The organism is Gilliamella sp. LMG 34359 (assembly GCF_984569085.1).
This window is the reverse complement of the sequence record NZ_OZ474906.1, coordinates 2,438,718-2,465,063: the sequence shown is the minus strand read 5'-3', so window position 1 is coordinate 2,465,063 and position 26,346 is coordinate 2,438,718. Positions and strand designations below refer to the sequence as shown.

At 36.8% G+C, this 26,346-nt stretch carries 25 protein-coding genes; 15 read left to right on the top strand and 10 right to left on the bottom strand.

Going from position 1 to position 26,346, the window contains the following annotated elements:
- Nucleotides 1–27: 27 nt before the first annotated feature.
- The 5 genes from gpmA to AC5LXV_RS11430 all read left to right on the top strand — a co-directional run bounded on the left by gpmA (nucleotide 28) and on the right by AC5LXV_RS11430 (nucleotide 3,904).
- Nucleotides 28–780 (top strand): 2,3-diphosphoglycerate-dependent phosphoglycerate mutase, encoded by a 753-nt coding sequence (gene gpmA, locus AC5LXV_RS11450; RefSeq protein WP_110433283.1) that lies wholly within the window; start codon nucleotides 28–30, stop codon nucleotides 778–780.
- 88 nt (nucleotides 781–868) lie between these two features.
- A complete protein-coding gene (locus AC5LXV_RS11445; protein ID WP_146210852.1) occupies nucleotides 869–1,444 on the top strand; it encodes a thymidine kinase in 576 nt (191 codons plus the stop codon).
- Between the two features lie 50 nt (nucleotides 1,445–1,494).
- Entirely contained in the window at nucleotides 1,495–2,703 is a 1,209-nt protein-coding gene (locus tag AC5LXV_RS11440; protein ID WP_493466493.1) for an aldose 1-epimerase family protein, read from the top strand.
- Nucleotides 2,704–2,865: 162 nt separating this feature from the next.
- On the top strand, nucleotides 2,866–3,459 hold the full coding sequence (locus tag AC5LXV_RS11435) for a UbiX family flavin prenyltransferase (RefSeq protein WP_493466492.1): 594 nt from the start codon (nucleotides 2,866–2,868) through the stop codon (nucleotides 3,457–3,459).
- Nucleotides 3,460–3,463: 4 nt separating this feature from the next.
- Nucleotides 3,464–3,904: a hypothetical protein gene (locus tag AC5LXV_RS11430; RefSeq protein WP_493451467.1), complete on the top strand. Its 441-nt coding sequence runs from the start codon at nucleotides 3,464–3,466 to the stop codon at nucleotides 3,902–3,904.
- 71 nt (nucleotides 3,905–3,975) lie between these two features.
- On the opposite strand, the gene AC5LXV_RS11425 is transcribed toward AC5LXV_RS11430, so the two are convergent.
- Nucleotides 3,976–4,377, bottom strand: a complete 402-nt coding sequence (locus AC5LXV_RS11425) for a GFA family protein (RefSeq protein WP_493466491.1) — start codon at nucleotides 4,375–4,377, stop codon at nucleotides 3,976–3,978.
- 210 nt (nucleotides 4,378–4,587) lie between these two features.
- Here AC5LXV_RS11425 and AC5LXV_RS11420 point away from each other — a divergent pair, with 210 nt between their 5' ends.
- Nucleotides 4,588–4,737: a hypothetical protein gene (locus AC5LXV_RS11420; RefSeq protein ID WP_493466490.1), complete on the top strand. Its 150-nt coding sequence runs from the start codon at nucleotides 4,588–4,590 to the stop codon at nucleotides 4,735–4,737.
- Between the two features lie 336 nt (nucleotides 4,738–5,073).
- Here the strand turns inward: AC5LXV_RS11420 and pdxT are convergent, their stop codons facing one another.
- A complete protein-coding gene (pdxT, locus tag AC5LXV_RS11415) occupies nucleotides 5,074–5,655 on the bottom strand; it encodes a pyridoxal 5'-phosphate synthase glutaminase subunit PdxT (RefSeq protein WP_493466489.1) in 582 nt (193 codons plus the stop codon).
- On the bottom strand, nucleotides 5,655–6,536 hold the full coding sequence (gene pdxS / locus AC5LXV_RS11410) for a pyridoxal 5'-phosphate synthase lyase subunit PdxS (protein WP_110433292.1): 882 nt from the start codon (nucleotides 6,534–6,536) through the stop codon (nucleotides 5,655–5,657). The genes pdxT and pdxS overlap by 1 nt, the downstream gene beginning before the upstream one ends.
- A 144-nt stretch (nucleotides 6,537–6,680) precedes the next feature.
- Here pdxS and AC5LXV_RS11405 point away from each other — a divergent pair, with 144 nt between their 5' ends.
- Both AC5LXV_RS11405 and AC5LXV_RS11400 read left to right on the top strand, forming a co-directional pair.
- Nucleotides 6,681–8,081 carry an aminotransferase-like domain-containing protein gene (locus AC5LXV_RS11405; RefSeq protein ID WP_493466488.1) on the top strand — a complete coding sequence of 467 codons (1,401 nt, stop codon included), beginning with the start codon at nucleotides 6,681–6,683 and terminating at the stop codon, nucleotides 8,079–8,081.
- 35 nt (nucleotides 8,082–8,116) lie between these two features.
- Nucleotides 8,117–9,337: an MFS transporter gene (locus AC5LXV_RS11400; protein WP_110433545.1), complete on the top strand. Its 1,221-nt coding sequence runs from the start codon at nucleotides 8,117–8,119 to the stop codon at nucleotides 9,335–9,337.
- Nucleotides 9,338–9,398: 61 nt separating this feature from the next.
- Here AC5LXV_RS11400 and AC5LXV_RS11395 read toward each other — a convergent pair whose 3' ends face one another.
- Nucleotides 9,399–10,151, bottom strand: coding sequence for an IclR family transcriptional regulator (locus tag AC5LXV_RS11395; RefSeq protein ID WP_493466487.1), 753 nt, complete (start codon nucleotides 10,149–10,151; stop codon nucleotides 9,399–9,401).
- Between the two features lie 215 nt (nucleotides 10,152–10,366).
- Between AC5LXV_RS11395 and AC5LXV_RS11390 the strand changes: the two genes are divergently transcribed.
- The 4 genes from AC5LXV_RS11390 (at nucleotide 10,367) to AC5LXV_RS11375 (ending at nucleotide 13,262) form a co-directional block, all read left to right on the top strand.
- Nucleotides 10,367–11,257 carry a dihydrodipicolinate synthase family protein gene (locus AC5LXV_RS11390; RefSeq protein ID WP_493466486.1) on the top strand — a complete coding sequence of 297 codons (891 nt, stop codon included), beginning with the start codon at nucleotides 10,367–10,369 and terminating at the stop codon, nucleotides 11,255–11,257.
- A 283-nt stretch (nucleotides 11,258–11,540) separates the two neighbouring features.
- The gene (locus AC5LXV_RS11385; protein WP_258363435.1) at nucleotides 11,541–11,804 is read left to right on the top strand and encodes a SemiSWEET family transporter; all 264 of its coding nucleotides are present in this window, start codon (nucleotides 11,541–11,543) and stop codon (nucleotides 11,802–11,804) included.
- Between the two features lie 495 nt (nucleotides 11,805–12,299).
- Entirely contained in the window at nucleotides 12,300–12,533 is a 234-nt protein-coding gene (locus AC5LXV_RS11380; RefSeq protein WP_493466485.1) for a hypothetical protein, read from the top strand.
- A 138-nt stretch (nucleotides 12,534–12,671) separates the two neighbouring features.
- Entirely contained in the window at nucleotides 12,672–13,262 is a 591-nt protein-coding gene (locus AC5LXV_RS11375) for a DUF1161 domain-containing protein (RefSeq protein ID WP_493466484.1), read from the top strand.
- A gap of 226 nt (nucleotides 13,263–13,488) precedes the next feature.
- Here AC5LXV_RS11375 and asnA read toward each other — a convergent pair whose 3' ends face one another.
- Complete coding sequence (gene asnA / locus AC5LXV_RS11370; RefSeq protein ID WP_493466483.1) at nucleotides 13,489–14,481, bottom strand: aspartate--ammonia ligase; 993 nt, start codon at nucleotides 14,479–14,481, stop codon at nucleotides 13,489–13,491.
- 831 nt (nucleotides 14,482–15,312) lie between these two features.
- On the opposite strand from asnA, the gene AC5LXV_RS11365 reads away from it, so the two are divergent.
- A complete protein-coding gene (locus AC5LXV_RS11365) occupies nucleotides 15,313–16,929 on the top strand; it encodes a hypothetical protein (RefSeq protein ID WP_493466482.1) in 1,617 nt (538 codons plus the stop codon).
- Between the two features lie 683 nt (nucleotides 16,930–17,612).
- Here the strand turns inward: AC5LXV_RS11365 and allD are convergent.
- From allD to allC, 5 genes are all read right to left on the bottom strand, one after another.
- A complete protein-coding gene (gene allD / locus AC5LXV_RS11360) occupies nucleotides 17,613–18,662 on the bottom strand; it encodes an ureidoglycolate dehydrogenase (RefSeq protein ID WP_493444867.1) in 1,050 nt (349 codons plus the stop codon).
- A 48-nt stretch (nucleotides 18,663–18,710) separates the two neighbouring features.
- Nucleotides 18,711–19,613, bottom strand: a complete 903-nt coding sequence (locus AC5LXV_RS11355; RefSeq protein ID WP_493466481.1) for a carbamate kinase — start codon at nucleotides 19,611–19,613, stop codon at nucleotides 18,711–18,713.
- Between the two features lie 26 nt (nucleotides 19,614–19,639).
- The gene (gene allE / locus AC5LXV_RS11350) at nucleotides 19,640–20,419 is read right to left on the bottom strand and encodes a (S)-ureidoglycine aminohydrolase (protein ID WP_493466480.1); all 780 of its coding nucleotides are present in this window, start codon (nucleotides 20,417–20,419) and stop codon (nucleotides 19,640–19,642) included.
- 116 nt (nucleotides 20,420–20,535) lie between these two features.
- Complete coding sequence (locus AC5LXV_RS11345; protein ID WP_493466479.1) at nucleotides 20,536–21,768, bottom strand: MFS transporter; 1,233 nt, start codon at nucleotides 21,766–21,768, stop codon at nucleotides 20,536–20,538.
- A gap of 12 nt (nucleotides 21,769–21,780) precedes the next feature.
- Nucleotides 21,781–23,007, bottom strand: a complete 1,227-nt coding sequence (allC, locus tag AC5LXV_RS11340) for an allantoate deiminase (protein WP_493466478.1) — start codon at nucleotides 23,005–23,007, stop codon at nucleotides 21,781–21,783.
- Between the two features lie 400 nt (nucleotides 23,008–23,407).
- Between allC and fdrA the strand changes: the two genes are divergently transcribed.
- Complete coding sequence (fdrA, locus tag AC5LXV_RS11335; RefSeq protein ID WP_493466477.1) at nucleotides 23,408–25,075, top strand: acyl-CoA synthetase FdrA; 1,668 nt, start codon at nucleotides 23,408–23,410, stop codon at nucleotides 25,073–25,075.
- Between the two features lie 11 nt (nucleotides 25,076–25,086).
- A complete protein-coding gene (locus tag AC5LXV_RS11330; RefSeq protein ID WP_110423254.1) occupies nucleotides 25,087–26,346 on the top strand; it encodes a YlbE family protein in 1,260 nt (419 codons plus the stop codon).

Below are 26,346 nucleotides of genomic sequence, written 5' to 3'. Positions count from 1 at the left end.
ATTTTATGTAACAAAGGAGTTATATTCATGGCAGTAAAAAAATTAGTTCTCATTCGTCACGGAGAAAGTGTTTGGAATCAGGAAAACCGTTTTTGTGGTTGGACTGATGTTGATTTATCTGACAAAGGTAACAAGGAAGCTGCTGAAGCAGGTAAATTATTAAAACAAGAAGGTTTTACATTTGACTATGCATATACTTCAGTATTAAAACGCGCAATTCATACATTATGGCACATTCTTGATGAAGTTGACCAAGCATGGTTGCCTGTTGAAAAGAATTGGAAATTAAATGAACGCCATTACGGTGCGTTACAAGGTCTAAATAAAGCTGAAACTGCTGCTAAATATGGTGATGATCAAGTTAAATTATGGCGTCGCGGTTTTGCAATTACCCCTCCTGCGTTAGAAAAATCAGACGAACGTTTCCCTGGTCATGATTCACGTTATAGCAGCTTACCTGAATCAGAGTTACCTTTAACTGAAAGCTTAGCATTAACTATTAAACGTGTACTTCCTTACTGGGAATCAACTATTGCCCCGCGTGTTGCAAAAGGTGAACGTGTTATTATTGCTGCTCACGGTAACTCTCTTCGTGCTCTAGTTAAACATTTAGACAATATCAGTGATGATGACATTATCGATGTTAACATCCCAACTGGTGTACCTTTAGTTTATGAATTTGACGACAACATGAAAGTGGTTAAGCATTATTACTTAGGTAATGCCGATGAAATCGCAGCTAAACAAGCAGCGGTAGCCAACCAGGGTAAAGCAAAATAGTTTTTTTACCCACAAAAGGTAAGTTGTAAAACTTACCTTTTATTTTTCTGATAACGATTATTACTATTTATTTTTTGAGACGCTAATTTTGTCAAAAATTTATTATATTTATGGCGTGATGAACGCTGGAAAATCTACTGAATTATTACAAATCGATCATAACTATTTAAGCAATAATATGCAGACACTATTACTTAAATCATCGGTCGATACAAGAGACTCGGCTGTTGAAATTGTCTCTCGATTGGGTTTACGTAAAAAAGCATTACAACTTGATGATAATACTGTTGATGATATCATCGAACAGATAAAACGAAATAACTATGCTTGTATTTTGATTGATGAAAGTCAGTTTTTATCCTCTAAAACCATCTGGAAATTATCTGACGTATGTGATGAATTTAGCGTTCCAATGATGTTCTTTGGTCTAAAAACAGATTATATGGGACACTTATTTGAAGGTTCCAAAACACTATTAGAAATAGCTGACAATTATAGAGAACTGAAAACGGTTTGTTGGTGTGGTAAAAAAGCCACAATGATTCTTTTAGAAGGTGAAAATGGACAAATAGTTAAATATGGGAATTCGATACATTTAGGGGATAGCGAATACCATTCAGTTTGTCGGAAGCACTGGAAAGCAGGGCAAGTCAGACCAAATTAACAAATATACTTGTTCTTGATGGATTAATATTAAAAATAAGGAATTAACTCATGAAACTTAGAAAGCTCTCGTTAGTTACTGCTGTGGGATTAATCTCATGTTCTGTTAGTGCACAACATTATGTTATTACAGATACCGATTTACAAATTAGAAAAGGTGCTTGGGTTGTTAAAAATACTGACATTAACCAAGATGCACCGACATTTTTAATAAGAAATACTGTTCTTAGTGGCGGATTGCAAAATGACTCTGAAGTGTTAACTATTCAAAGTGATGGATTGACCATTAGATTAAGTCCAACTCGCGGTTTGGGTATCTTGTCTGTGGAAGGTGATGGTATTCGTTTAGGTTGGAATTCTCCAGTTAAAGAAGTTGTTAATCCACAGTATATCAATTTAGAAAGCCGTGGTGGTAATGGTTGGCTAGAAGGCTTTAATGAAATGCTGGTTCGTTGTGGTTTTGAATGGACAGGTCATGCCGTACAAGCTGATGGTATGTTGTATACCCTTCATGGCCGGGCGCAAAATACTCCAGTTGCAAAATTGTTTGTTGATATTGAAGATAAAGCTCCATATACCATCACCGTGAGTGGTCTAATCCAAGAAAAAGCTTTCAAAAAAAGTAATTTAGAAACTTGGGTTAGACTTAGCTATGTTCCTGGTAGTAAAGAATTTACTGTTCATGATACAGTGACAAATAAAGGCGATTATCCTAAAGATTATCAAATTATTTATCACAGCAATTTTGGGACGCCAATTCTTGAAAGGGGGGCAAAATTTGTTGCACCAGTTAAAGAAATTTCACCATTTAATGATTATGCAATAAAAGGTCTAAAAAATTGGCAAACTTACTTAGGACCAACCAGAAACTTTGATGAAATGGTCTTCAATATTTATCCTTATGCCGATACAAAAGGGCAAACTCAAGTTATGTTAGCTAATAAGGTGGGTAATAAAGGGGTAGGTATTTCATTTAATACTCGGGAATTACCTGTGCTTACTTTATGGAAGAATACTGATACATTTAATCAAGGCTATGTAACAGGTATTGAACCAGGTACAAGTTTCGCTTATCCAGTCACTATAGAACGTGAACAAAAGCGTGTTCGTCAATTACCACCAGGAAAAAGTGCTAACTTTACCTTAAAATATAGCTTATTATCGAGTAAAGAAGCAGTAAGAGCTTACAATAACGCTATCAAAACGATTCAAGGGGATCAAAAAACCACAGTTGTTGACGAACCAATGGCTCTAGAATAAGTTATACTCAATATCACCACTGACCATGTAGTTGGTGGTGTATTCAACTCTTTTAACATTTTAAATTCCTATCCCCACGAAAGATAATGTTATCTATTACAGCTTAATCTAAGTTAAAATAGTTAGCAAATTCTAACATTAGATTTAACAGTAGGAATTGAAATGACTGTGAGAAGGATAATAATTGGCATAAGTGGTGCAACAGGCTTTGCTTATGGTATAAAAGCTTTAGAGCTTCTCAACCCCATGGATCTTGAAACTCACCTCGTTATCTCTAAAGCAGCAAAAATCACAGGAAATTACGAGCATTCTAAATCCCAATTGGCCCAATTAGAATCCTTAGCCGACGTCGTCTATGCTGTTGATAATATTGGTGCCGCAATCGCTAGTGGGTCATACAAAACGATAGGCATGTTAGTCGCACCTTGCTCGATGCGAACTCTGGCAGCAATAGCTCATGGTTTATCCGATAATTTATTAACCCGTGCTGCGGATGTTGTCTTGAAAGAACGCCGTCGTTTAGTTTTAATGACGCGTGAAACACCATTACATTTAGGCCATATTAAAAATATGGAAATGGTGACATTAATGGGCGGTATTATTTTTCCACCTGTCCCTGCGCTATATCAACACATCGAAAGTATCGATGATATGATTACCCATAGTGTTGCCAGAGCACTTGATCTGTTCGATATTGATGTACCTAGTTTACCACGCTGGGGTGAAGATATGCATTTAAATCAAAAGCCTGAATAGTAGAATGAAACTCCCCGATGCTAAAATCATAAAATTTATTCAACAGCAACATGTCTTAAGTTTAGGTGTGATATTAGCAGAACATCAACCATGGACATGTAATGCATTCTATGTATTTGATGAAGAAAATTGCTGCTTATATCTCTTATCAGAATTAAAAACCAAACATGCACAAGCGATGTTAAAAAATCCAAATGTCGCCGGTACAATTAGTATTAGTCCAAAATCGGTCGCTAAGATTCAGGGCATTCAATTTTCAGCTAAAGCTGAACTACTTACTGAAAATCAGGCAAGCCATGCCTATAAGCTCTATTATCACGCTTTTCCCTTTGCCAGAGTGATGAAAGCTCCGATTTGGTCAATATGTTTACAAGAAATTAAGATGACCAGTAACCTAATGGGTTTTGCGCATAAAACTTATTGGCAACGTAGTGAAGTGCTTTAAGACGATGATATTTCGGTTTCGCCATGATCATCGTCTGGTTAATTACGATTTATACTATTACTGGTCTAATTTTACTTAGCCGGAATACCTTCTTCATATTCAGGGTAACCATCACAAATAGTATCCCAATTTGCTTTTGAACCGGTATATACATGAATACGTTTTTCAGTATTAATCGGTTCGTTAATCAGACCTATGCGCAAACGATAAGTACTAGTATCATTATCTCGACTAGAAAAAATATGCGAACCACATTTACCACAAAAATGGCGATTAACGCCAGCGTCGGAATAGACTTTGATATTCTCTTCGCCTTTAATAAAGGTTAAATCTTCTTTATTAACCACTGTAGCCGAATTAAAAGCCGAACTAGTTTGTTTGCGACAACGTGAACAGTGACAAAAAACTATCGCTTTAATCTCACTATTAAGTTGATAGACAATGTCACCACACAAGCAATTACCGGTCATCATAATTAATTTCCTTATTTATCAGATTTGTCATTTCCTACTGCATTATATAGGTAATTAAAAATATGATAAAGATGATTTAATGATTAACCTCATTAGGAGAAATAGCAAAATAGTTGGGAAACGGTTTTGGTGGAAATAAAGAGATTAATAATTAGAACCAAATTAATTTCGTGATTTAGTTATTGGACTAACCACTCGTTAAAGCATTGTATGGGTGAAAAAAAATATGATGCAGATGATTTAATGATTATCTTGTTGAGAAAAAATAGCAAAAAAAATGAGAAACAGTTTTGGGGTAATAAAGCCGCGAATAATCAGCGCCTATTTTCTTTATTGTGTTGTCAGATTTATCATATGTAGATAAATAAAAAAATAATGCCGATGACTTAATGATTAATTTCATTGAGGAAAAATAGTAAAAAGATGAGGGAACGTTTTTGTGGTAATAAAGATGCTAATAATTAGAACCAAATTAATTTCTTAATTTATATATCTGACTTAACACTTGTTAAGGAATTGTAGAGTTAAATAAAAAAGATATAAATGGTTTAATAATTAATCTTATTTAGAAAAAAATAACAAAAAACTTGAGTAAACAGTTTTTGGTAGTAATAAGTAGGCTAATAATTAATGGTAATAACCAAATTTTCACAAAACACCCCATGTTTATCCATTAAAAATGAGGTGTATCTTCAATTAACATTTTTCAACAAAATAGCGCATTATGCGATTATCAGCCGTTAATTCGGGATGGAATGAACAGACTAAAATATTATTTTGTTCTGCCATCACACAATGATTATCAACAAACGCTAATTGTGTTACTTGCTTAGCCGTTTTGGCAATATAAGGTGCCCGAATAAAAACGGCAGGAATTTGTTTACCGATAGGAACAATATCTAACATGGTTTCAAAGCTGGCGATTTGTCGACCAAAACCATTACGTTCGACAGTAATATCCATTAAACTAAGTTGTTCAACCTCATTATGCGGAGTTGTACTACCACAAAGTACCAATCCAGCGCAGGTGCCAAAGATACCTTTACCTTGTTTAGCAAAGGTTTGAATTGGTTCAAATAATCCATTTTGTCTAATTAAACGGCTAATAGCGGTCGATTCACCGCCGGGAATAATCAAACCATCAAGCTGGTTTAATTGCTCGGGTTGCTTAACTGTTATTGGGGTCACCCCATCAAGGCTGGCGAGCATATTTAAATGCTCAGTTACAGCACCTTGTAAGTTAAGCACACCAATGGTTTTACTCACCTTTGAAGTCATTACCAACCCCGATCTTGCATTCTTTCTGATTCACTTAATTTGCTGATCTCAATTCCTTTCATCGCTTCACCTAATCCTTTTGATAGTTCAGCCAATCTTGGATAATCATCAAAATAAGTGGTGGCTTGAACGATTGCTTTGGCAAATTTTTCTGGATTTTGCGATTTAAAAATACCCGAACCGACAAATACACCATCTGCACCAAGTTGCATCATTAGTGCTGCATCAGCAGGTGTCGCCACACCGCCAGCGGCAAAATTAACCACAGGTAATTTTCCAAGTTGTTTGATTTGTAATACTAATTCATAAGGTGCACCAATTTCTTTAGCAAATGTCATCAGTTCATCTTTTGATTTGCCAACCACTAGACGAATTTGCTCATTGACACGACGCATATGTCTTACTGCTTCAACAATATTGCCAGTTCCAGGTTCACCTTTGGTGCGTAGCATCGAAGCTCCTTCCCCAATTCGGCGTAATGCCTCACCTAAATCACGGCAACCACAAACGAAAGGTACGGTAAATTCATCTTTTAATAAATGATATTGTTCATCAGCAGGGGTGAGCACTTCGCTTTCATCAATATAATCCACGCCCATTGACTCTAAAATACGTGCTTCAACAATGTGACCAATTCGTGCTTTGGCCATCACCGGTATAGTTACCGCCTTCATTACCTCTTCAACGATAGTTGGATCCGCCATTCTTGCTACGCCCCCAGCAGCACGAATATCAGAAGGAACACGCTCTAAAGCCATTACCGCCACAGCACCAGCTTGTTCAGCAATTTTTGCTTGTTCGGCATTAACGACGTCCATAATCACCCCGCCTTTTTGCATCTGCGCCATTCCACGTTTTACAGTTTGTGTACCTGTTTTCATTGTTACTCCTGAATTGTTAGCTGTCTAGTCTGGGGACTATTATTCAGAATTAAATCACTGCAATAAACAGCCAATTGGACTATAATTAACCCATCCAATTTTGCGTTTAAGGTAATAAGTTCTATAAAACTTAATTAATAAAAGATGTGGAATAAACAAAAATTAAGCCCTTTTAGTGGTGCATTATTTAAAAAAGTCACGCAATTGATTGAAAGCTATATTGAACAAGGGGTGTTAATAGCTGGCGAACGATTACCATCTGAGCGTAATTTAGCCAAGGAACTACAAGTTAACCGTTCAACTATAGTGCATGCGCTAGACATCTTGACTGAACGAGGAATTTTAGTGCGTAAGGTGGGCAGTGGGACTTTTGTTAATGAACAAAAATGGGGGCTACAAGTTTATTCCACTATTAATTGGCGATTGCCTGCCAATTTTTATCAGCATCGTAACAATGTTTACCAACAAAAAGTGGTACAAGTTCGGCAACAAATGGCGCATATTTGTGATTTAGCTAATGGTGATTTGCCAACCAATATGATCCCTAAATTGATATTACCCCATATCACCTCTCATGAAATGGTTGCTTATGAAAAGCAGAGTGACAGGTTGCAATTGGGATTACCTTCACTCAAACAGCAAATCGCCAACTACATGTCAACGCAATTTGCTATGACAATTAATACTGAGCAAATCTTAATAACCTCAGGTACCCAACAATCACTATTTTTAATTACCCAAGGATTATTAAAGCCTGGCGATGCAATAGGTATTGAATCACCTTCTTATTTTTATTCGTTGCCGCTGTTCCAAGCGGCCGGTGTTCGGCTTTATGGTATTGAATGTGATGACGAAGGGATAACCTTAGAGAGTTTACAAAAAGTGGTGTTAGAGCGGCAAATTAGATGGTTATTTCTAAATCCGATATTTCAAAACCCCACTGGCTGTGTGATGAGTAATCAACGAAAAAAACAGATATTGGCCTTTTGTCGGCAACAGTGTATTGGTATTGTTGAGGATGATGCTTATAGTGGATTAGCCTTTGATGCAAAGGTTAACATTGCACCAATAAAAAAATTCGATACCAGTAATCAAGTGGTTTATTTAGGTTCATTATCCAAATATATTGGCCGTAATATACGTATTGGGTGGATGATTGCTCCCAAGGAAATCATCGAAAAATTAGCCAATATACGGCACTATATAGATTCTGGATTGAGTATATTACCGCAACTTTTAGCCGAAGAGTATTTAACTCATCACTATCAAACCCATCAAAAATGGTTACGTCAACAACTAAAACATAAAGCCAATCAACTAATGGATTGGTTCAATGACTATTTCAAAGGAGAGATTACTTACCAAATACCTACCGGTGGTTTTCATTTATATGCTCATTTACCCGTTAACAGTGCCGCACAAGAGTTGGTGATTTTAAACCAACTGTTATCCAAACATATAATTGTGTCCCAAGGCATTGAGTTCGGGGATAATTTGGGTTCAATACGATTAAGCTATGGACATTTTAAAGAAAATCTGATTTGATTACGCCTACCAAGCTTTTCGTTGGTCAAATTATTATGGAAAATTCAAAAACCGCTTTATTATCTACAAACAAATTATTGCTCATTGCTGGCACTGGCTGGCTTTTTGATGCAATGGACGTGGGATTACTCTCCTTTATTTTAGCTGCTTTAAAACAAGATTGGGGGCTAACACCTTCACAACTGGGTTGGATAGGTAGTGTAAACTCAATTGGTATGGCTGTTGGTGCCTTTTTATTTGGCATTTATGCCGATAAAAAAGGGCGCAAATCCGCCTTTTTATTTACTTTACTAATGTTCAGTATCGCCAGTGGCTTAAGTGCTTTTGCTTGGGGACTAGGCAGTTTACTGATTTTACGATTCTTCATTGGTATGGGCTTAGGTGGCGAATTGCCAGTAGCATCAACGCTAGTGAGTGAAAGTGTGGAACCTGAAGTACGTGGTCGCGTCGTGGTGTTACTCGAAAGCTTTTGGGCTGTAGGTTGGATTTTGGCCGCGTTGATCGCTTACTTTTTAATTCCTCTTCCGGCTGTCGGTTGGCGTGGCGCAATGATCTTATGTGCAATACCGGCTTTTTATGCGCTTTATCTACGCTTTAACTTACCTGACTCACATTCATATCAATATCAAGATCATAATGCTCAAAAAGAACCAATCATCAAGAAATTACAATCACTACTATCAAGCTCATTCCGTCGTCAAACGATAATGTTATGGATAGTTTGGTTTTGTGTGGTATTTTCATATTATGGCATGTTCTTATGGTTGCCAAGCGTGATGATGCATAAGGGTTTTGATATGGTAAAAAGTTTTGGTTACATATTTATGATGACTTTAGCGCAATTACCGGGTTATTTTACTGTTGCTTGGTTGATCGAACGAGTAGGGCGAAAATGGGTATTGATGGCGTATCTATTAGGAACCTTGATCAGTGCCTATCTATTTGGTATTGCTGATTCAATTAACCAACTGCTTATCTGTGGTGCATTATTATCATTCTTTAATCTAGGCGCATGGGGAGCAATGTATGCTTATACCCCAGAACAATACACTACGAATATTCGCGCAACAGGTGCCGGTATGGCTGCTTCAATTGGCCGAATTGGTGGCATATTAGGTCCACTGATGGTGGGCTTCTTAATGGCTAACCAAGTTAGTGTTAGCATGATATTTGGGCTATTTAGCTTATCAATTCTTGTGGCTATTTTAGCCATATTATTCCTTGGTAAAGAGACCAAACAAACTCATCTTTGCTAACGCATTAAACCTTTTTCACTTTTTCAATTAAATTGAATGTTGAAAAAGGTTTATCTCTTAACTAGCCGATTATTTTCTTAGTTAACATGCTAGCAGCGGTCAGCAAATACGCTGTAAATTCAGCAATTCGTTCTTGCGGCATTTGAAACCTTATTCCTGAGGTACTTATGGCGGCGATAACATTACCATGTTTATCAAAAATCGGTGCTGCTAAGCAAGTTACTTCATCAAAGTCTTCGCCGTCGTCAAACGCCCAACCTTGTTTTCTTACGACTTGTAATGCCTTTTTATAATCAGTTTTAGTTGCTATGGTATTTTTGGTTTTACTCGGTAATTGTTCATTAGGAAACAGCTCATCAATATGTTGCTCCGGTAACCAAGCTAACAAAACCTTACCCAATGCTGAACTATGTAAAGATAATCGGCGACCTAACCAACTTTTAATCTGTATTGCGTTATCGCTCTCAATTTTAGCTAAGTAGATTGCTGCATCGCCATCTAAAATACCTAAATGACAAGCTAGCTGAGTTTTATCTCGTAAAAACGAGAGTGGTTCGAGAGCTAAATCCTTAATATTAAATTGCTCAATCGCTTTGTTACCAAACTCATACAGATTAAGCCCTAAAAAGTATTTATTTCCTTTTTGCCGTAACAAACCATTAGTCACCATACTTTTTAAGATTAATGATGAAGAGCTTTGCGGTAACGAAAGCCCTTGATAGATTTGCGTATAAGTCATCCCGCCATTTTGAGCAATAAAATTCAAAATTAGAGCGGCTTTATCGATGGCTGGCGCTTGAGATATTTTAGCCATACATTTACACCAATATATTGAAACGAATTTAGTCTAAATACATCTATAATTTTTTACAATGATTTATTAGACATATTTATGCTTTAATTTGGTGATCTCGATCACAATAACTAAAAAATATTATTGAGTAATTGGCAAATTGATTAAATAGTTAGTTGGTAATAACTGTTTATATATTATTTCAATATATTGGTGTAAAACATAAGGATCTTATTATGAAAAAATCCCCTAAATTCTCAGGAACCATTTGTCCTGCTATCACGCCATTTAACTCTAAAAATGGTGTTGATTTTGCCGCTATGGATAAACATTACCAAATGTTAACCGAAGCAAAAATTAACGGTATTTTGGTGATGGGTACCATTGGTGAGTTTGCGACATTAAGCATTAAGGAACGATTAGCTATTATCAAACAAGCACAGCAATTCACTGACTTACCGCTAATTGTCAATGTATCTACCACCGTTGTTGATGACATGATCCGTTTAGCGGATGCGGCGTATGATGCAGGATATCCAGCGGTAATGGCTTTACCTCACTATTACCTATCACAAACAGCCAATCAATTGTATGAATATTACAAATATCTCGATTCGCGTTTTTTAGGTGATTGGTTTGTTTATAACTTCCCTGCGCGCACTGGCTGTGATGTTGATGCAAAACTTGTCGCAAAACTTATGCTAGATTGTCCAAGGTTTATTGGTATTAAAGATACGATTGATTGTGCTTCACATACCCGTTCCATTGTGCTTGCTTCTCAATCTATCCGTAAGGATTTCTCAGTATTTGCTGGTTTTGATGAATATTTTATTCCAAATTTACTTAATGGTGGTGCTGGGGTACTTTCTGGTCTAAATAATGTGGTTCCGGAGCTCTTTGCAAGTGTAATGAAAGCATTTAATGAGAATGATTTTCATCAGATCCAACTTCTACAAAAAGAGATTAGTCGTTTATCAAATATTTACAATATTGGTGATGATTTTGTTACCACAATAAAAACCGCAGTTGCTGAAAAACATGGTTACTTGAAAGCCAATTCAAGGAACTATGGTGGAGCATTGCATGATAAGCAGATAGATGAGGTAAAACAATTATTTAAACTATAATGACTAAATAGAAGGTAACCGCTTTAGTAGTAAAAACCTTAATAGTCTTACCAATAATTTTATCAATTCATTATCAATGCTTTGTTGGTAAAATTAACGTTAAACATTAACTAAACAACAACAGCAGCTCAATGCTGTTGTTTAAATGGTTAAAAAATAAAGCCAAGAATTTATCATTTTATTTACAAAAAATTATCTTAAACCCTGATATAACAAGGTTTAACTCCCTTGCTATCTATGTTAGATTACTTGCTCCATTCATTATTGAGCAGGTAGGTTGATTTTGAATCTTTCTCCAAAAGCTTTCCATTATTTGGGTGTCGTCGCAACGATTGCATCGTTAGGCATGTACGTATCCTATATCCCGCAAATTATTGACAATCTTCATGGATTTAAAACCAATCCGACACAACCTTTGGCGGCTGCAATTAACTGCTCTTTATGGGTCTGTTATGGTTTATTACAACAGAAAAAGGATTGGCCAATCGCGATAGCTAATTTTCCTGGTGTATTATTTGGTTTAATCGCATTTTTTACTGCTTTATAACATCTTTATATTATCTTTATAACTTCTTGTTTAAATTTCTTGTTTTTTTTACAGCATAATTTAAAGGTTATGCTGTATTTTTTTAGCCATTATTACTTAATGTTACTCAAATGAATTGTAATTTTTGTAAATTAAATTTAAATATTTTTGCCCAAAAATATAGAATACTGGTGAAGAACAAAATTTAACCAAGAAATTAAATTTATAATAATCATAATATTACATAGTTATCAACAGGTTTGTTAAATACTTATTAAGTAATGAAGTGGATAATTTCATCTTGGCATTTTTTAGAAAAAGCTAACTTATCTGTTTTTTTATTCAATTCGATCATTGTCATGCATTATTGATTAGATTATAGTTAAAGTCAGTCTATTTTTTAGGCTGGATTCATCTTTGATATCAATAGAACGTAATGATGTCATTAATCTGAATTTAATTAAATTTGCATGGTTAGTATGACAAGTGTTACAGACATAAAATAAGGAAATCACCATGGCTAACATTAATCTTTCTGATGATTTAATAAAAGATTTTATTTATTCTATGTACCGCAAAGAAGTGTTATTAAATCTAAAAGGTGTGGTTTTGACGGAAGAAGATCGAAAACAACTTCATGAAAAAAGAGATTTTGTAAATAGACTATCTGAAGCCGAACTATCTGATATTCGAGCTTGGGTTTTAAATAAATTAAAATTACTTGAAAACCAACATCAAGAACGTGATTAAAAAAATTTAATCCTATTTATATTAGGCTAGCTTTTTCAACGATCTTGATAAGATATATTTATTGCATCTAAGCAAACGATATGGAATGATCATATAATCGTTTTATAATATTTATTTAGATAATTTAAAGGAAAGGTTATGAAAAAATTAGCGATAATGTTATTGTTAAGTTTTCCAGTGGTGGTATCTGCTTCTAATTGTGACGATATTAGAGCAAATATCGCCGAAAAAATCAAAAATAACGGTGTGCCTGAAGATAACTTTCGACTAACACTGGTCCCCGCTGATCAAGATATACAAGGTCAAGGGAAAGTAGTTGGTTCATGTAATGGTGGTAAGCAACGCATTGTCTATATTCGTGGTAAAGTCAGTTCATCATCAAATATACAATCTGTTAAAGATGAAACTAAAGCCCCAGTTGAGCCATCAATATCACCAAACTCAACAACGCCGCAGGATGATGGCACTCATAATAAAGATGTTGCACCTGTTACCAATTCATCTGAAAATGAGAAAATTCAATCAGTAGTGGAACCTACTGTAACCTCATCAACGGAAACAACAACTCAAGCTCCTACAACTGAATCTGCTACATCAGAAGAAAAAGTGCCCGAGGTAAATGATACCGTAGTACCAGAAGTAAATGATACTGCAGTGCCAGAAGTCGCCCCTAAAGATGATCAACCAATCTCTGAAGGTGAAACATCGGACGATAAATCATCAAATTAATTTTTAACATTAACAGTGCGGATAACCTTATATCATTAAAAATGAGTAAGTTATCCGCATTAGCGATTTAATAAACTAAGCATAGGCTGTGCGTTAAACACCAAAAATCTTCGTATTGGTTAGCTTTTGTCTTTTCTTACTAAAAACCAGTGAAGGGGAAAAAGGAATAGGACAATAATAAGCTTGCTTTTCCAACCAATAAGTGGAAAAGCAGCTAGGATTTAATTTACAAAAGTTGTTGATAATTTTGCTTAGTCATATCATCCCAAACGCTTGCTTGAACTTGACCAATATGTTGTTGTTGTAGAAGTAGCATTGTTAATCGAGATTGCCCAATTCCGCCGCCAATTGTCTGCAAAAAATCACCATCGGCTAACGCCTTATGCCAAGCATATTGTAAGCGATCTTCATTATTGGTTAATTTTAATTGACGTTTTAACGTTTCAGGATCGACACGAATCCCCATTGATGAGATTTCAAAACCACTATTTAACACCGGATTCCAAACTAAAATATCACCATTTAAGCCTTTCGAGCCCATCTCATTGTCACTGCTCCAATCATCATAATCCGGAGCGCGAACATCGTGTTTTTCATTGTTTGATAATTCACCACCAATACCAATTAAAAATACCGCACCCAACTCTTTAGTAATTGCATTTTCACGTTCTTTCGGTGATAAATTCGGATAACGTTTTAACAATTGCTCACTATCCATAAAAGTGATCGTTTCTGGTAAAAAACAAGAAAGGTGATATTTTTCGGAAACCGCTTTTTCGGTTGCTTTAATCGCACTATAAATCTTCTCAACTGTATGCTTCAAATAAGCTAAATTACGATCTTCAGGACGAATTACTTTTTCCCAATCCCATTGATCGACATAAACCGAATGGATAGGAGAGAGTTTTTCTTCATCAGGGCGTAGGGCCTTCATATTGGTGTAAATACCTTCTCCAACTGGAAAATGGTGTTGGCTCAAAATTTTACGTTTCCATTTCGCTAATGAATGCACCACTTCAAATTGTGCATTTGGAATACTCTTAATATTAACTTGGACTGCTTTTTCAGTACCAGATAAATTATCTTGAACTCCATCACCAATTTGACTCAATATTGGTGCTTGAACTTCAATAAGTGAAAGGTTATTGGCTAATTGCTCGGCAAAAAAGTGCTTAACAAAATTGATCCGTTGTTGCTGCTCTTTAAATGATATCGTCATGTTTCATCTCAAAAAGTGAATTGGTTAGTGACGATAAATTAAACTAGAAAACATAAATATGCAAGTCTAGTTAATCGAAGTGAATCACAGATGAAAAATTATTCTTATCATTCTCAAAATACGATAAGTATTCAAAATATTTTTAATTTTACCAGTTAGTTAAAAGAAAACGATTAGAAATGAATTAAATAGTTTATATTATTCATAATAAAATATAATTTGTTTTTAAACCACCTTGCTTAATCTTATTGCATCAATCTTCTCAATTGGTAATCACATGGATTAATCACTTAAATTACTCATGCTTGTTAAATTGATGGTAGTTATCCCATTTTAATGAGTGTAAACATTGAAATATTTCAATTTTAATGCTAAAGACCATCAAATAATCAACAATTATCTAATTCTCCTTCTATCAACACATATAGAATTGACGAAAGATCGAATATAGATAATCCAGTATGGTTAAAATATCAATCAATCCTTTCTAATTTCATTCCATCATACCATACATAATATAAATCGCTTATAAGCTTAAAAACGTGCAAAATACAAATAGCTATTGGCTAAAAATAACTCATTAAAACTCATGAAAAAATTTTTAGAAATACAGTTTTGCTGCGCAAAATCTGTTCTAAAACTTAATAAATTCCTTGCTCGAATTTTTTAGAACAACCAATTATCTCCGAATAAATTTTTTTATCATCAATATGCTTAAGTTTGTAAGAAAAGGTAGAGTGCTTATGCTTTATTTGGAATAGGGGTTATAAGATGCAATTTTGGTGTCTTTAGTAATCTTCTTTACGAAAGTTAACAATTAAATAGAAAAAAATGTTGCATCGTTTTTTTTCAGTCACTATACTTTTTCAACCGTTAAATGTAAACGGTTTGAATCTAACTGATGAGTATAAAATCGCAAATAAATCAAAAGATTACTTGACAAGGTTGTCGAAATGGATTATAATTTTAAACACGCAACACGCAACATGGCCAACCTATAATTTAGTTTCATCAAAGCTAAGTTCACAATCTTCACTCTTAACAATGGTTTATTTTTTATCGAGATTGCAAGGAATTGCACGAGTTTTATTGCAATCGTTGTCGCGATCACCTTTATCCCAGCAGATCTTTTTAGGGTTATGGTTTGGATTGTCGATAATAACTTCCTATTCTAGCCACGCTTTGACCTCTAAAACATCAAATATTATTAATGGTAATGCACCATATTTAACCTTCGATGGTGGTCGCTCACGAGCAACCAACACCGATGCTCTGTTCTGGATATCTCTTTCTAATGGTCGAAAATTTACGCCTACAACCAATAATTCAAGTATAACCAATCCAATCGAATTACCTACAGTTGGTGAGAGTGTTGCAGATATAGATATGTTAGTCCCAACTAATAGTGATTCTATTGCATTAAGTTTACTTATCGGTCCACCCTATAATTATTGGGGCGATGATGATGGTGATGGACAGGGTGATGACGGTATAACGGTTACAGGTAATTTAATGTTAGCTATCTCTGATAAATATAATCAAACTGTTGCCCGTAATGAAGTGCTTACTGTTTGTAGGTCACCTTATAAATTGACCTTATCTAATACAGAAGGAACATTACAAACACGTTATGGTGTACCTAATGAAAGTCTTTTAAGTCAAAGAAATGTGACCTATTATGTTCAGCCTAAAGCATCACCTTCGGTCTGTTTTGCTAAACCAAATTTAAATGCTGGTACAGGTCGTAACGCTGGTTTTGCTTGGATTTGGAACTCTGATAAGGGGTTTCTCACACAATCCATTTCGTCGTATGGTTTAAATTTTCCTACCACAGGTGCTAATAATTTATATTTTGATTTAGAGATAGCTGGTAGTGAACCTTTAACTTGGGCGCGAGTTTCCCGTGGTGGTATTACTGCTACTATGACCAATTCAACAAGTACCAGCGTTCGCGTTACCCTAACTGGCCCCGTTGCTACCGACTCGCAATGGGAGTCAGATAATCCGGGTAATATCGATCAGCCATCTTTGCCTCAGGTATTTGAGTTAATAGGTCGAGACAGCCATGGTAATGCCATCGTCAGATATGGTTTTGAGTTAAAGCAGTGGTTTGTTAACCGCGGTGCTAAAAAAGGTTACAACTATTCTAGCATATCATCTTGGTGCCCTAATATTGGATACCGTATGCCTAAAGTTAAGGATTTAACTAATTCTAATGAGCGTGGATTAGGTGCCACGCCTTTATCAACGGGTAATTATTATCAGCGCCATATTGCTGCAGGTTTATTCACGGAGTGGGGCTATATGAAAGACTACCGAAATGCTAACTTCAGCACTTATGGCGGATATTGGACGACCGATAACCAGTTTGCCGTTTGGTCGGGTTCTGGTTGGTTGTATGCCGTTATTAGTCCAAGAAATAGCAATGGGCTTTGCGTCTATCCTTAGCGCTTTATTTCTTGCCTATTAGTTCTTAAACTGGAGTGGCATAAACAGTAAAAACTGAGTTAGTTCTCTTGGAAATATTTGATTGCTAGAGACAATTGAATTAATGAAATGGTTAATAAAAAACGATTTTAAGACTTAGCGTGTACTCATCGCTTCGAGTAGAGGCTATTTGGGGCGTAATGGTATTATTACCGCAAAAATAAAGGAATACATGTTTTGAAACTTTAAATTAACCCATTGCTAACCCTTTTTTTTAGTTAAAAATAAAATCATTAAAAATCATTGCATTATAATACAACTTAAAAAAAGGGTTTTTTAAACCCAAATTGCCCTTTGCCTTTTAGCAAACAATGTTTATAGTATGTCTTGTTCTAGTTCACTGCCGTGTAGGCAGTTTAGAAATTTAACGCCGATGGATTTTTTTATAAATTCAGTTCACTGCCGTGTAGGCAGTTTAGAAATCTGCAGTCATAGAATCAATCTTCAACTTACAGTTCACTGCCGTGTAGGCAGTTTAGAAAACGCATCAACATATAACGATTGATTATTTTCAGTTCACTGCCGTGTAGGCAGTTTAGAAAAAGCTATGATAGATACTGGAGAAATAAATCAGGTTCACTGCCGTGTAGGCAGTTCTCCGTCTCTCAAAAAAATTGAGAAACGGGGTTTTTGTTATTCTAAGTTTATTCAGCAAACTTATTTTTATGATCATAACGATTATAGTGAATATCATCACTAATTAAGTAATTATAGATATCATCAACAATCTCTATGCCATTTTTTAAGTAATCGGCTTCACGTTTTTTGCTTCTTTCGCCGGGAAAGAAAACTTCACTAACGCCTTTGGCTGGTTTAGCTTGTTTTAGTTGGTCTAGCATAGCGGACATAGTTTGTTTAAAAATATCTAGGCCGATAAAATATTCAGGATTGATTACAATATGCAGATGACCGAGGTTTCGACCTTTAGAGAGGTCGGCATACATTGATGAGACGTTTTTGCCAAATGGCAAGCCCAGTAGAATGCCAGAAAGCACATCTACCATCATCATTAAACCATAACCTTTAGCATCAGCGATTGGTAATAGGGCATTTACTTTGTAGGGATCAGTTGTGGGTTCACCATGTTCATCAACGGCCCAAGTTGGTGGAATTGCAGCGCCTTTAGATCTTGCGTATAAGACTTTTCCCCATGCTTGGACTGTGGTTGCCATGTCGAACGAAACAACACGCTCATCGTTAGTCGGTGCAGCAAAAGCGATAGGATTGGTGCCAAAAAACTCTTCGGCGCCACCATAGGGAACAGCCATTGGGTCGGACTGGCACATGGATATGGCGACTAAGTTTTGTTTAGCTGCCATTTCAGTAAAGTAGCAAAGCGAGCCACTATGCGACATTCGACGAATTCCTACCACGGCAACGCCATTTTTTTTTGCCATTTCTATCGCTTTGTCCATACCAACTTTAGCGGCAACTAAACCGCAACCATTATCAAAATCTAATATTGCTGACGATGGACCAGTCTGTTTATAGCTGACATTAGGATAGGCAGTCATGCCTCCTTTGGCAATGCGTTCAGCGTAGTATTCAACTCGTACGGCGCCATGTGAGTGAATGCCTCGTGCATCGGCAAATGCTAGCGTATCTGCGGCGATATCGGCATGCTCTTGAGTCAATCCCGCTTTATGTAATTTTTTGGCAATTAAGTTGTGTAGTGTTGGTCTATCTAGTCTCATTTTAAAACTCCTCGCCACGCTATCGGTTATGGCTATTTAGATTTTGCGCTATTGTGTGATGATGGTGCCTTTGGTTTGTGCTAATAGCGATTCAATATCGGTTAAGTTGCCGATATAAGCGGTGTTACCGGTTTGCTGAACAAATTCAATGACTGATTTTATTTTTGGCCCCATAGCGCCGTCATCAATTGCCATTGGTTGTATTCGTTTAGTATCGACTTTGCCTAAAGCTGTTTGTTGCGGTGTTCCCCAGTTTTCATATACGGCGTCCGTATCTGTTAAGATCATTAAATGGTCGGCTTTCAGTTCAATGGCGAGTTGTGCAGCGCTATGATCTTTGTCGATCACCGCCTCAATACCTTTGTAACCCGATTTATCTTTAATTACTGGAATGCCTCCGCCACCATTGCAGATAACGATAGTATCTTGGTTGACAAGTTCTTTGATGGTATCAAGCTCAATAATTTTTTGTGGTTTTGGTGATGCGACTACGCGACGTAGGTATTTGCCATCTTGTTTAAATTGCCAGCCATATTGAGCTAGGAGTTTTTGTTGTTCTTCTGGTTGATATACAGGCCCTATGTATTTGGTAGGATCTTTAAATGAAGGGTCGTTACTGTCTACCTCGACTTGCGTTAATACACAGGCGACTTGGTTGACATTGTCATATCGCTGTAAGCTTTGCTTTATCATATAACCTAACATGCCTTGTGTTTGTGCAACTAGCACATCCAGAGGGTAAGCTGGTACATTTGGGTAACTAGCATTTTGTAGGGCAAGTAGTCCCACTTGCGGCCCGTTACCGTGCACAATAACAAGTCGATATTTATTGGCTAATTTTGCAATAAATTTAGTGGTGCTGTTGATATTATGATATTGGTTATCAATAGAGAGTAATTCGTTTCGTTTCGAAATCGCATTACCACCTAATGCTATAACTATGAGTTCCATACGGTGTCCTATATTATGTTTATTGTTTAAAGTTCCACATCACGATGGCAATCTTTAGAGTAGATATAACTTAATGGCTGTTGGCCAACGGCGTAACAAGCTTGCAAAGCATAGGCACCCATAAAAATGTAGTCATCCTTTTTGACCGGTATCCATTGATTATCAAGCAAATACATACCTTCACCGCTAAGTAAATAGGCGCCATGTTCTTGTACATGGGTTTCGATATAGCCATGACTTGCGCCTGGTAGGAAAGTGAGAATATGGAAATTCATATCAAATCCGAGCTCTTTAGGCAGTAAGTCTTGGATGAATACGTTATCCATATTTTCATATTTTACCCGCTCAAGATGTTGAATATGATTGGCAATCACACGGGTTTGATATCCTGAAATAGGGTTATAGCGGCGTTTGTATAAAAATAAACGCGACGAAGCCGTCAAATTTTGTAAATAGAGTTTGACGCCTGCGGGGCAATAGATATAGCCACCAGTTTGTAGATGATATGTTTGCTTATTAGCTTTAGCACTAACTTCGCCTTCAATCACATAAGCAAATACTTCAATGCCATCATCACCAAATCCTTGTAAGTTTTGTCCACCTTGATACATGGTGAGAAGATAATCGACAAAAGAAGCTCCAAGTTTAGGCGTAGCTAAAATAGTAATGTCACAATTTTCAAAACCAGGAATTATATTTTTAACTAGACCATCTGGAGGGATTAAGGCAAAATTTTGCCTTTTGATCACTGCGCGTGAAGCTAATAGGTCTTTTGGGTAACCGATGTTATTGTTGATATATCCCATAATGATCTCCTTGGAACATATGCTTGAGATTTTAGGCAAAATATGCCGTTAACATACTAATTTCAATCAACTATTTATCGCATTTCTTGTCGATAAATAGTTGCTAGTTTGCGTTATTAATTGGTTATGTGTTTACGCAAATTAATTACAAAGAATAAGGCTGTTGCAATAAATAATATTGCAATAGCAACATAAAACCCTGTAATTTTGGTTCCGGTTATATCCGCTAATAAACCAGTTAATGGTGGGGCGATCACTGATGAACTCATACCGAAGAAGTTAAATACCCCAAATGCTGTACCATAACTGTTTTTAGGCGCAATATCCGCCACATGCGAAATGAGAATCGGTTCAACCACAAACTTACCAAATAATCCATAAAGGATTAATCCCATTAATAATAAGGTGATGGTTGAGGATTGAACTGCCATTAATAGAGTCATCGCAGAGAGCAGTTCCAAGACAATGATAAAGAAAAGTCGTTTAGACCGAAATTTATCCGAAATTTTGCTGATAACCAACGCACCAGGAATGGCGGCGAAAGCCACTAATGATGATGCCGAACCGATACTACCGCCGGTAAAGCCACGTTCAGTTTCGAGAAAATTAGGTAACCAGCTTACCACCATGTAGTAGCCATAACATGTCGCAAAGTACATGATGTAACACGCTACCATCGGGCTAGTAAAAAAGTTGTTTTTTTCTTTTGGCGCAATATTTGTATCTGGTCTCTGCTGTTTTTTCTGAGCAATAACGGTTTTGACTGATGGTTCTTTGATAATGATCGCAAATCCAGCAATTAGGCAGAGTGTTAGCACAGCAATAATATAGAGCATATATTGCCATGGCATATCTAAAGCTTTAACTAAAAAGCTAGTGGAGAGTAAACACACCCCCATACCTAATGCGGCTCCAGTATTGATAATGGCTGAAGCAAAACTACGGTTTTCAGCAGGAATATTTTCAGCTGACAGGGACCAAGCCGAACCATAATAAGACCCACAACCAAGACCAGCGAGCAGACTACCGATGTAGATCATCGTCATGGTTTGTGCATTACCAATCATAATTGCCGCAATGGTAAAGAGGATAAAACCGGGAATGACGACAGCTTTTTTGCCATATTTATCGACTAAGATCCCAGCAGGGATTTGCATTAAGGTATAGGAAAAAAAGTAACAGCTAGCAATTAAACCAAGTTCAGTATTGGATTGCGGTCCTACAGTTTGCTGAATTTCCGGAAAAATTGCAGCTAAAACCGGACGATAAATCCACATGACTAACCAACCAAGGAATAGTAAAGCGACGATTTTATGCCAGTACTGAATGCCACCTTTTTTTTCTGTCATTTTATTTCCTTATTATTCTTGATAAGCCAATTGATAAAGGGCGTAAGTTAATGCTTTTATTCCTTCGACTAAATCTTCAGTTTTAGTGTCTTCTGCTGGATTGTGACTAATGCCTTTGATGCTCGGTACAAATAACATCGCGGTTGGCACTCGTGGTGCGAATATTTGCGAATCGTGACCAGCTCCGCTATGCATCACGCGATAGCTTAGATTTTCTTGTTTGCAGATGTTTTCAAGCATTTTGATTAGTTTGTTGTCCATGGGAATTGGTGGTTCATCCATCCAACGATTTATTTCAATTTCAAGACCAAGTTCTTTGGCAATACGTAACATGTCAGCTTCAAGTTCTTCAGTAAATTGCTTCAGGTCTGCTTGATCTGTATGACGGCAATCAATTGTGAACATCACTTCACCAGGAACCACATTAACCACATTCGGTTTTGGCTCGACATGACCGAAGGTTAATACTAGCGGATCGCCTACTTTGATTGCTTTATTAATTGATTCTTGGCAAATTCGGCTAAAGGCGTAGATGGTATCTTTGCGATAGCTCATTGGCGTGGTGCCGGCGTGATTAGCTTCACCAATTAAACGAATATTATAACGACGTTGGCCGACTATGCTGGTAACCACCCCGATGCTTTTTTGTTCTCTTTCCAGCACACCACCTTGTTCGATGTGGATTTCTAAAAAGGCTTTGATATCGGTACGCGCTTTTTGGCTGTTAAATTTGAATCCGCAGTTGCGCATAGCGTCGACAAATTTAATACCATTATTGTCTTCAATTGATGCAACATCCTCATTATTAGCAATGGCAAATACGTTTTTGCTTCCCCAAAAGACATAAGGAAAGCGACTGCCTTCTTCTTCGGCCATGGAGATAAGTTCTAAGGTGCGTAACGGTTGACCGTAATTTTCTTTAAGGTATTTCATGGCAAGCATAGCGGCAATAATGCCAAGTTGACCATCGAGTTTGCCGCCATTGACCACGGTATCAACATGCGATCCCGACATGATAACTTGATCTCTGTATTTGCTACCTTCAAATCGACCATATAAGTTGCCGACATCATCGAAATAGGAGTTCATGCCAATATGTGAAAGTTTTTCTTGGATGGCTTTTTGGGCAGCTAGCCACTCTGCTGTATAAAGTAATCGGGTAGTACCACCTTGTTCTAAACCACCAAAGCTAGATATCCATTTAACGGCATTAGCAACATCATCGTATAAAATATTCATAAATATTTACCTGCTATTTAAAACTCCATCATTGTTAACATCGACTATTTTTGATATTAACCGCGCATATCATTTCGATATTACCGATCATTTTAAATGTTTTTTTTGTTTACCATACTATTAATAGCAAATAATAATGTGATCAAACTAGCTTTTTTATGTTTGTGAAATTTAATTAAATTAAGGAGTTATTATTATAAAAAATTTTTTAATAATTCTTTATCATACTGATTTTAAATAATATTATACTTCTGATATCGTTAATGTTTTGTGATGTATTACCTGCTTATTCGGCATTTTTTCCGTAATATATAAATACTATCTAACGTGTAGATTTTTATAATGAGCTTAAAGAGGTTCAAAGTTAATCGCATTTTTCATAATTGAGAGGCCTGTTCTCATGATTCAATCTTTTATAAAAAAGGGAAGCTTTCAAGATTCTGTCAGTTTGATGTTGATATCGAAAAAACTCAGTAATCTTGATGAGGTTGAAGAAGTATCTGTCATGATGGGTACTCCTGCCAATAAATCGTTATTAACCGCAACAGGGTTTTGGAGTGATAGTTTCAATGATGCGACACCAAATGATATTTGCGTCGCTATTAAAACCAAAGATGATGCTAAAGATGTTGTTGAGTTAATCAGTCAACAACTTGAGGATGCTTTAAAAAATATTGCTCAAGCTCAACAAGGTGGTGCCAAGTTACTTAAAGCTAGACGCTTGGCCAGTGCAACAAAAAAATTACCTGATGCAAATTTAGTCTTAATTTCGATTGCAGGTGAGTACGCCGCTGAGTTAGCCGATCAGGCATTAGATGATAATAAAAACGTGATGATCTTCTCTGATAATGTATCTATCGAAGACGAAATCTGTTTAAAAACTAAAGCAGCTAAAAAAGATTTAATTGTGATGGGACCAGATTGTGGAACCGCATTTATTGCCGGTGCACCATTAGCGTTTTCTAATGTTATTCCTAAAGGAAATATTGGCGTAATTGGGGCATCTGGTACAGGTATTCAAGAGGTGGTTTCGCAAATCGCTTTATTAAATCAAGGTATCACGCAAGCCATCGGCTTAGGTGGCCGTGATTTGTCGCTCGAAGTAGGTGGTATTAGTGCGCTTACAGCGTTAAATATGTTAGCGGCCGATGCCGATACCCAAGTGATTACCTTTATCTCTAAACCACCGGCAGAAAGTGTACGGGAAAACGTGATTTCAGCGATGAAATTAATTCCTAAACCAGTAGTAGCGCTATTTTTGGGCTCAAAAATCGATAAACCTCAAGACGATAATATCTATTTTGCCAGAACACTCGATGAAGCCGCACGATTAGCCTGTTTGCTCAGTCCTGTTGAGGCGACAGCCAATAAGTTACCTAATTTAGCCAATAAAACTATTACTGGCTTGTATACTGGGGGAACCTTAGCTTCCGAAGCGGCGATGTTGCTTGCTCAGGAACTCGGTTTAACCACCAGTCATCATCACGATAAAGGAATTATGTTAGATCAACAAGGGCATAAAATTATCGATTTAGGTGATGATTTTTATACGGTGGGTAAACCTCATCCAATGATTGATCCTTCTATTCGTGAAGAGGAGATCGCTCAGTTAGGTGATAAACCTGATGTTGGCGTATTACTTGTGGATTTGGTGATTGGCTATGGTGCAAATGGTGATCCAGCCGAATCAGTGATTGCTGGTTATCAAAAAGCCTGTACTAAGCGAGATGAAAATCATCCACTGATTGTTATTGCGACCGTGACCGGTTCAGAACAAGATCCACAATGCCGTAGTAAGCAAATCGAAGCATTAAAAGCAGCCAATATTGTTGTGATGAATAATTTACCTGAAGCTATTTTGCTTGCCAAAAAACTGATCACACCAACTAAATCAACCAACTTAATTAAAACCTATCCTTTATTAAGTCATATTAGTGTTATCAATGCTGGTTTGAGAAGTTTTGCTGAAGATCTTCAATCATCGAATATTCCTGTTGTGCATTATCAATGGGCGCCAATAGCCGGCGGCAATAAAAAATTAGCGGCTATTTTGCAAAAATTAAATTAAGAGGTTTTGATATGTTAAGTACCGCAATAAATGAAGCAAACCAAAAAATTATTGAAAGAATTAAAGCGGCTAGACCACATTGGGTAGGCGTTGTTGCCGCTAAAGAAGCCGTACCAACCTTAGCGCAAGGTAAAAAACTTTTACATGCTGGTCCGCCGATTGTTTGGCATGATATGACTGGACCAATGCAGGGAGCTTGTATTGGTGCCTGCTTGTTTGAAGGTTGGGCGCAAGATGAAAAACAAGCTTTGCAGTTATTAGAATCAGGCCAAGTCGAATTTATTCCTTGTCACTCTGTTAATGCGGTTGGTCCGATGGGGGGCATAACCTCAGCCAATATGCCAATGATTGTGGTTGAAAACGTTACCCATGGTAATCGCGCCTACTGCAATTTAAACGAAGGTATTGGTAAAGTGATGCGTTTTGGTGCTTATGGTCAAGAGGTGTTAGATCGTCATCGTTGGATGAAAGAGTCATTAGGACCAGCCTTAAACGATGCTTTAAAGCTGTTTGATAATGGTATCGATTTAACCGCTTTGATGGCACAAGCGATTACCATGGGCGATGAATTCCATCAACGAAATATTGCCGCTTCAGCGTTATTATTAAGAACACTTTCTCCGAAATTAATTTTACTTGACCGTAGTAAAGCAGAAATGGAAAAAATCTTTAGCTTTTTAAGCGTGACAGATCAGTTCTTCCTAAATGTGGCGATGGCATTTTGTAAGTCGATTATGGATAGCGCGGCGCAGATTAAAGAAGGGACTATTGTTACCGCAATGACGCGTAATGGTAAAGAATTTGGTATTAAAGTCAGTGGACTTGGCGATCAATGGTTCACTGCTCCAGTGAATACACCACAAGGTCTGTTCTTTACCGGCTATTCGCAACAAGATGCTAACCCAGATATCGGTGATAGTGCCATCACTGAAACCTTTGGAATTGGCGGTGCGGCGATGGTCGCTGCGCCGGGAGTAACTCGCTTTGTTGGCGCGGGTGGTACAGATGCAGCATTTGAAGTATCTGAAGAGATGAGTGAAATTTATCTAGAACATAATATGTTGTTGCAAATTCCGACATGGAACTTTCAAGGATGCTGTTTAGGCTTAGATCTTCGTCTGGTTGTTGAAACGGGGATCACACCATTGATTAATACTGGTATTGCCCATAAACAAGCCGGTATAGGTCAAATTGGCGCAGGAACAGTTAGAGCACCGTTAGCCTGTTTTGAAAAAGCACTCGAGGCATTAGCCAAAAAACTAGAAGTGTAG

Coding starts and splice junctions, on each gene's coding strand:
- gpmA (WP_110433283.1), top strand. CDS start 28: ATGGCAGTAAAAAAATTAGTTCTCATTCGTCACGGAGAAAGTGTTTGG.
- AC5LXV_RS11440 (WP_493466493.1), top strand. CDS start 1,495: ATGAAACTTAGAAAGCTCTCGTTAGTTACTGCTGTGGGATTAATCTCA.
- AC5LXV_RS11435 (WP_493466492.1), top strand. CDS start 2,866: ATGACTGTGAGAAGGATAATAATTGGCATAAGTGGTGCAACAGGCTTT.
- AC5LXV_RS11430 (WP_493451467.1), top strand. CDS start 3,464: ATGAAACTCCCCGATGCTAAAATCATAAAATTTATTCAACAGCAACAT.
- AC5LXV_RS11425 (WP_493466491.1), bottom strand. CDS start 4,377: ATGATGACCGGTAATTGCTTGTGTGGTGACATTGTCTATCAACTTAAT.
- AC5LXV_RS11420 (WP_493466490.1), top strand. CDS start 4,588: ATGGGTGAAAAAAAATATGATGCAGATGATTTAATGATTATCTTGTTG.
- pdxT (WP_493466489.1), bottom strand. CDS start 5,655: ATGACTTCAAAGGTGAGTAAAACCATTGGTGTGCTTAACTTACAAGGT.
- pdxS (WP_110433292.1), bottom strand. CDS start 6,536: ATGAAAACAGGTACACAAACTGTAAAACGTGGAATGGCGCAGATGCAA.
- AC5LXV_RS11405 (WP_493466488.1), top strand. CDS start 6,681: ATGTGGAATAAACAAAAATTAAGCCCTTTTAGTGGTGCATTATTTAAA.
- AC5LXV_RS11400 (WP_110433545.1), top strand. CDS start 8,117: ATGGAAAATTCAAAAACCGCTTTATTATCTACAAACAAATTATTGCTC.
- AC5LXV_RS11395 (WP_493466487.1), bottom strand. CDS start 10,151: ATGGCTAAAATATCTCAAGCGCCAGCCATCGATAAAGCCGCTCTAATT.
- AC5LXV_RS11390 (WP_493466486.1), top strand. CDS start 10,367: ATGAAAAAATCCCCTAAATTCTCAGGAACCATTTGTCCTGCTATCACG.
- AC5LXV_RS11380 (WP_493466485.1), top strand. CDS start 12,300: ATGGCTAACATTAATCTTTCTGATGATTTAATAAAAGATTTTATTTAT.
- AC5LXV_RS11375 (WP_493466484.1), top strand. CDS start 12,672: ATGAAAAAATTAGCGATAATGTTATTGTTAAGTTTTCCAGTGGTGGTA.
- asnA (WP_493466483.1), bottom strand. CDS start 14,481: ATGACGATATCATTTAAAGAGCAGCAACAACGGATCAATTTTGTTAAG.
- AC5LXV_RS11365 (WP_493466482.1), top strand. CDS start 15,313: ATGTTGCATCGTTTTTTTTCAGTCACTATACTTTTTCAACCGTTAAAT.
- allD (WP_493444867.1), bottom strand. CDS start 18,662: ATGAGACTAGATAGACCAACACTACACAACTTAATTGCCAAAAAATTA.
- AC5LXV_RS11355 (WP_493466481.1), bottom strand. CDS start 19,613: ATGGAACTCATAGTTATAGCATTAGGTGGTAATGCGATTTCGAAACGA.
- allE (WP_493466480.1), bottom strand. CDS start 20,419: ATGGGATATATCAACAATAACATCGGTTACCCAAAAGACCTATTAGCT.
- AC5LXV_RS11345 (WP_493466479.1), bottom strand. CDS start 21,768: ATGACAGAAAAAAAAGGTGGCATTCAGTACTGGCATAAAATCGTCGCT.
- allC (WP_493466478.1), bottom strand. CDS start 23,007: ATGAATATTTTATACGATGATGTTGCTAATGCCGTTAAATGGATATCT.
- fdrA (WP_493466477.1), top strand. CDS start 23,408: ATGATTCAATCTTTTATAAAAAAGGGAAGCTTTCAAGATTCTGTCAGT.
- AC5LXV_RS11330 (WP_110423254.1), top strand. CDS start 25,087: ATGTTAAGTACCGCAATAAATGAAGCAAACCAAAAAATTATTGAAAGA.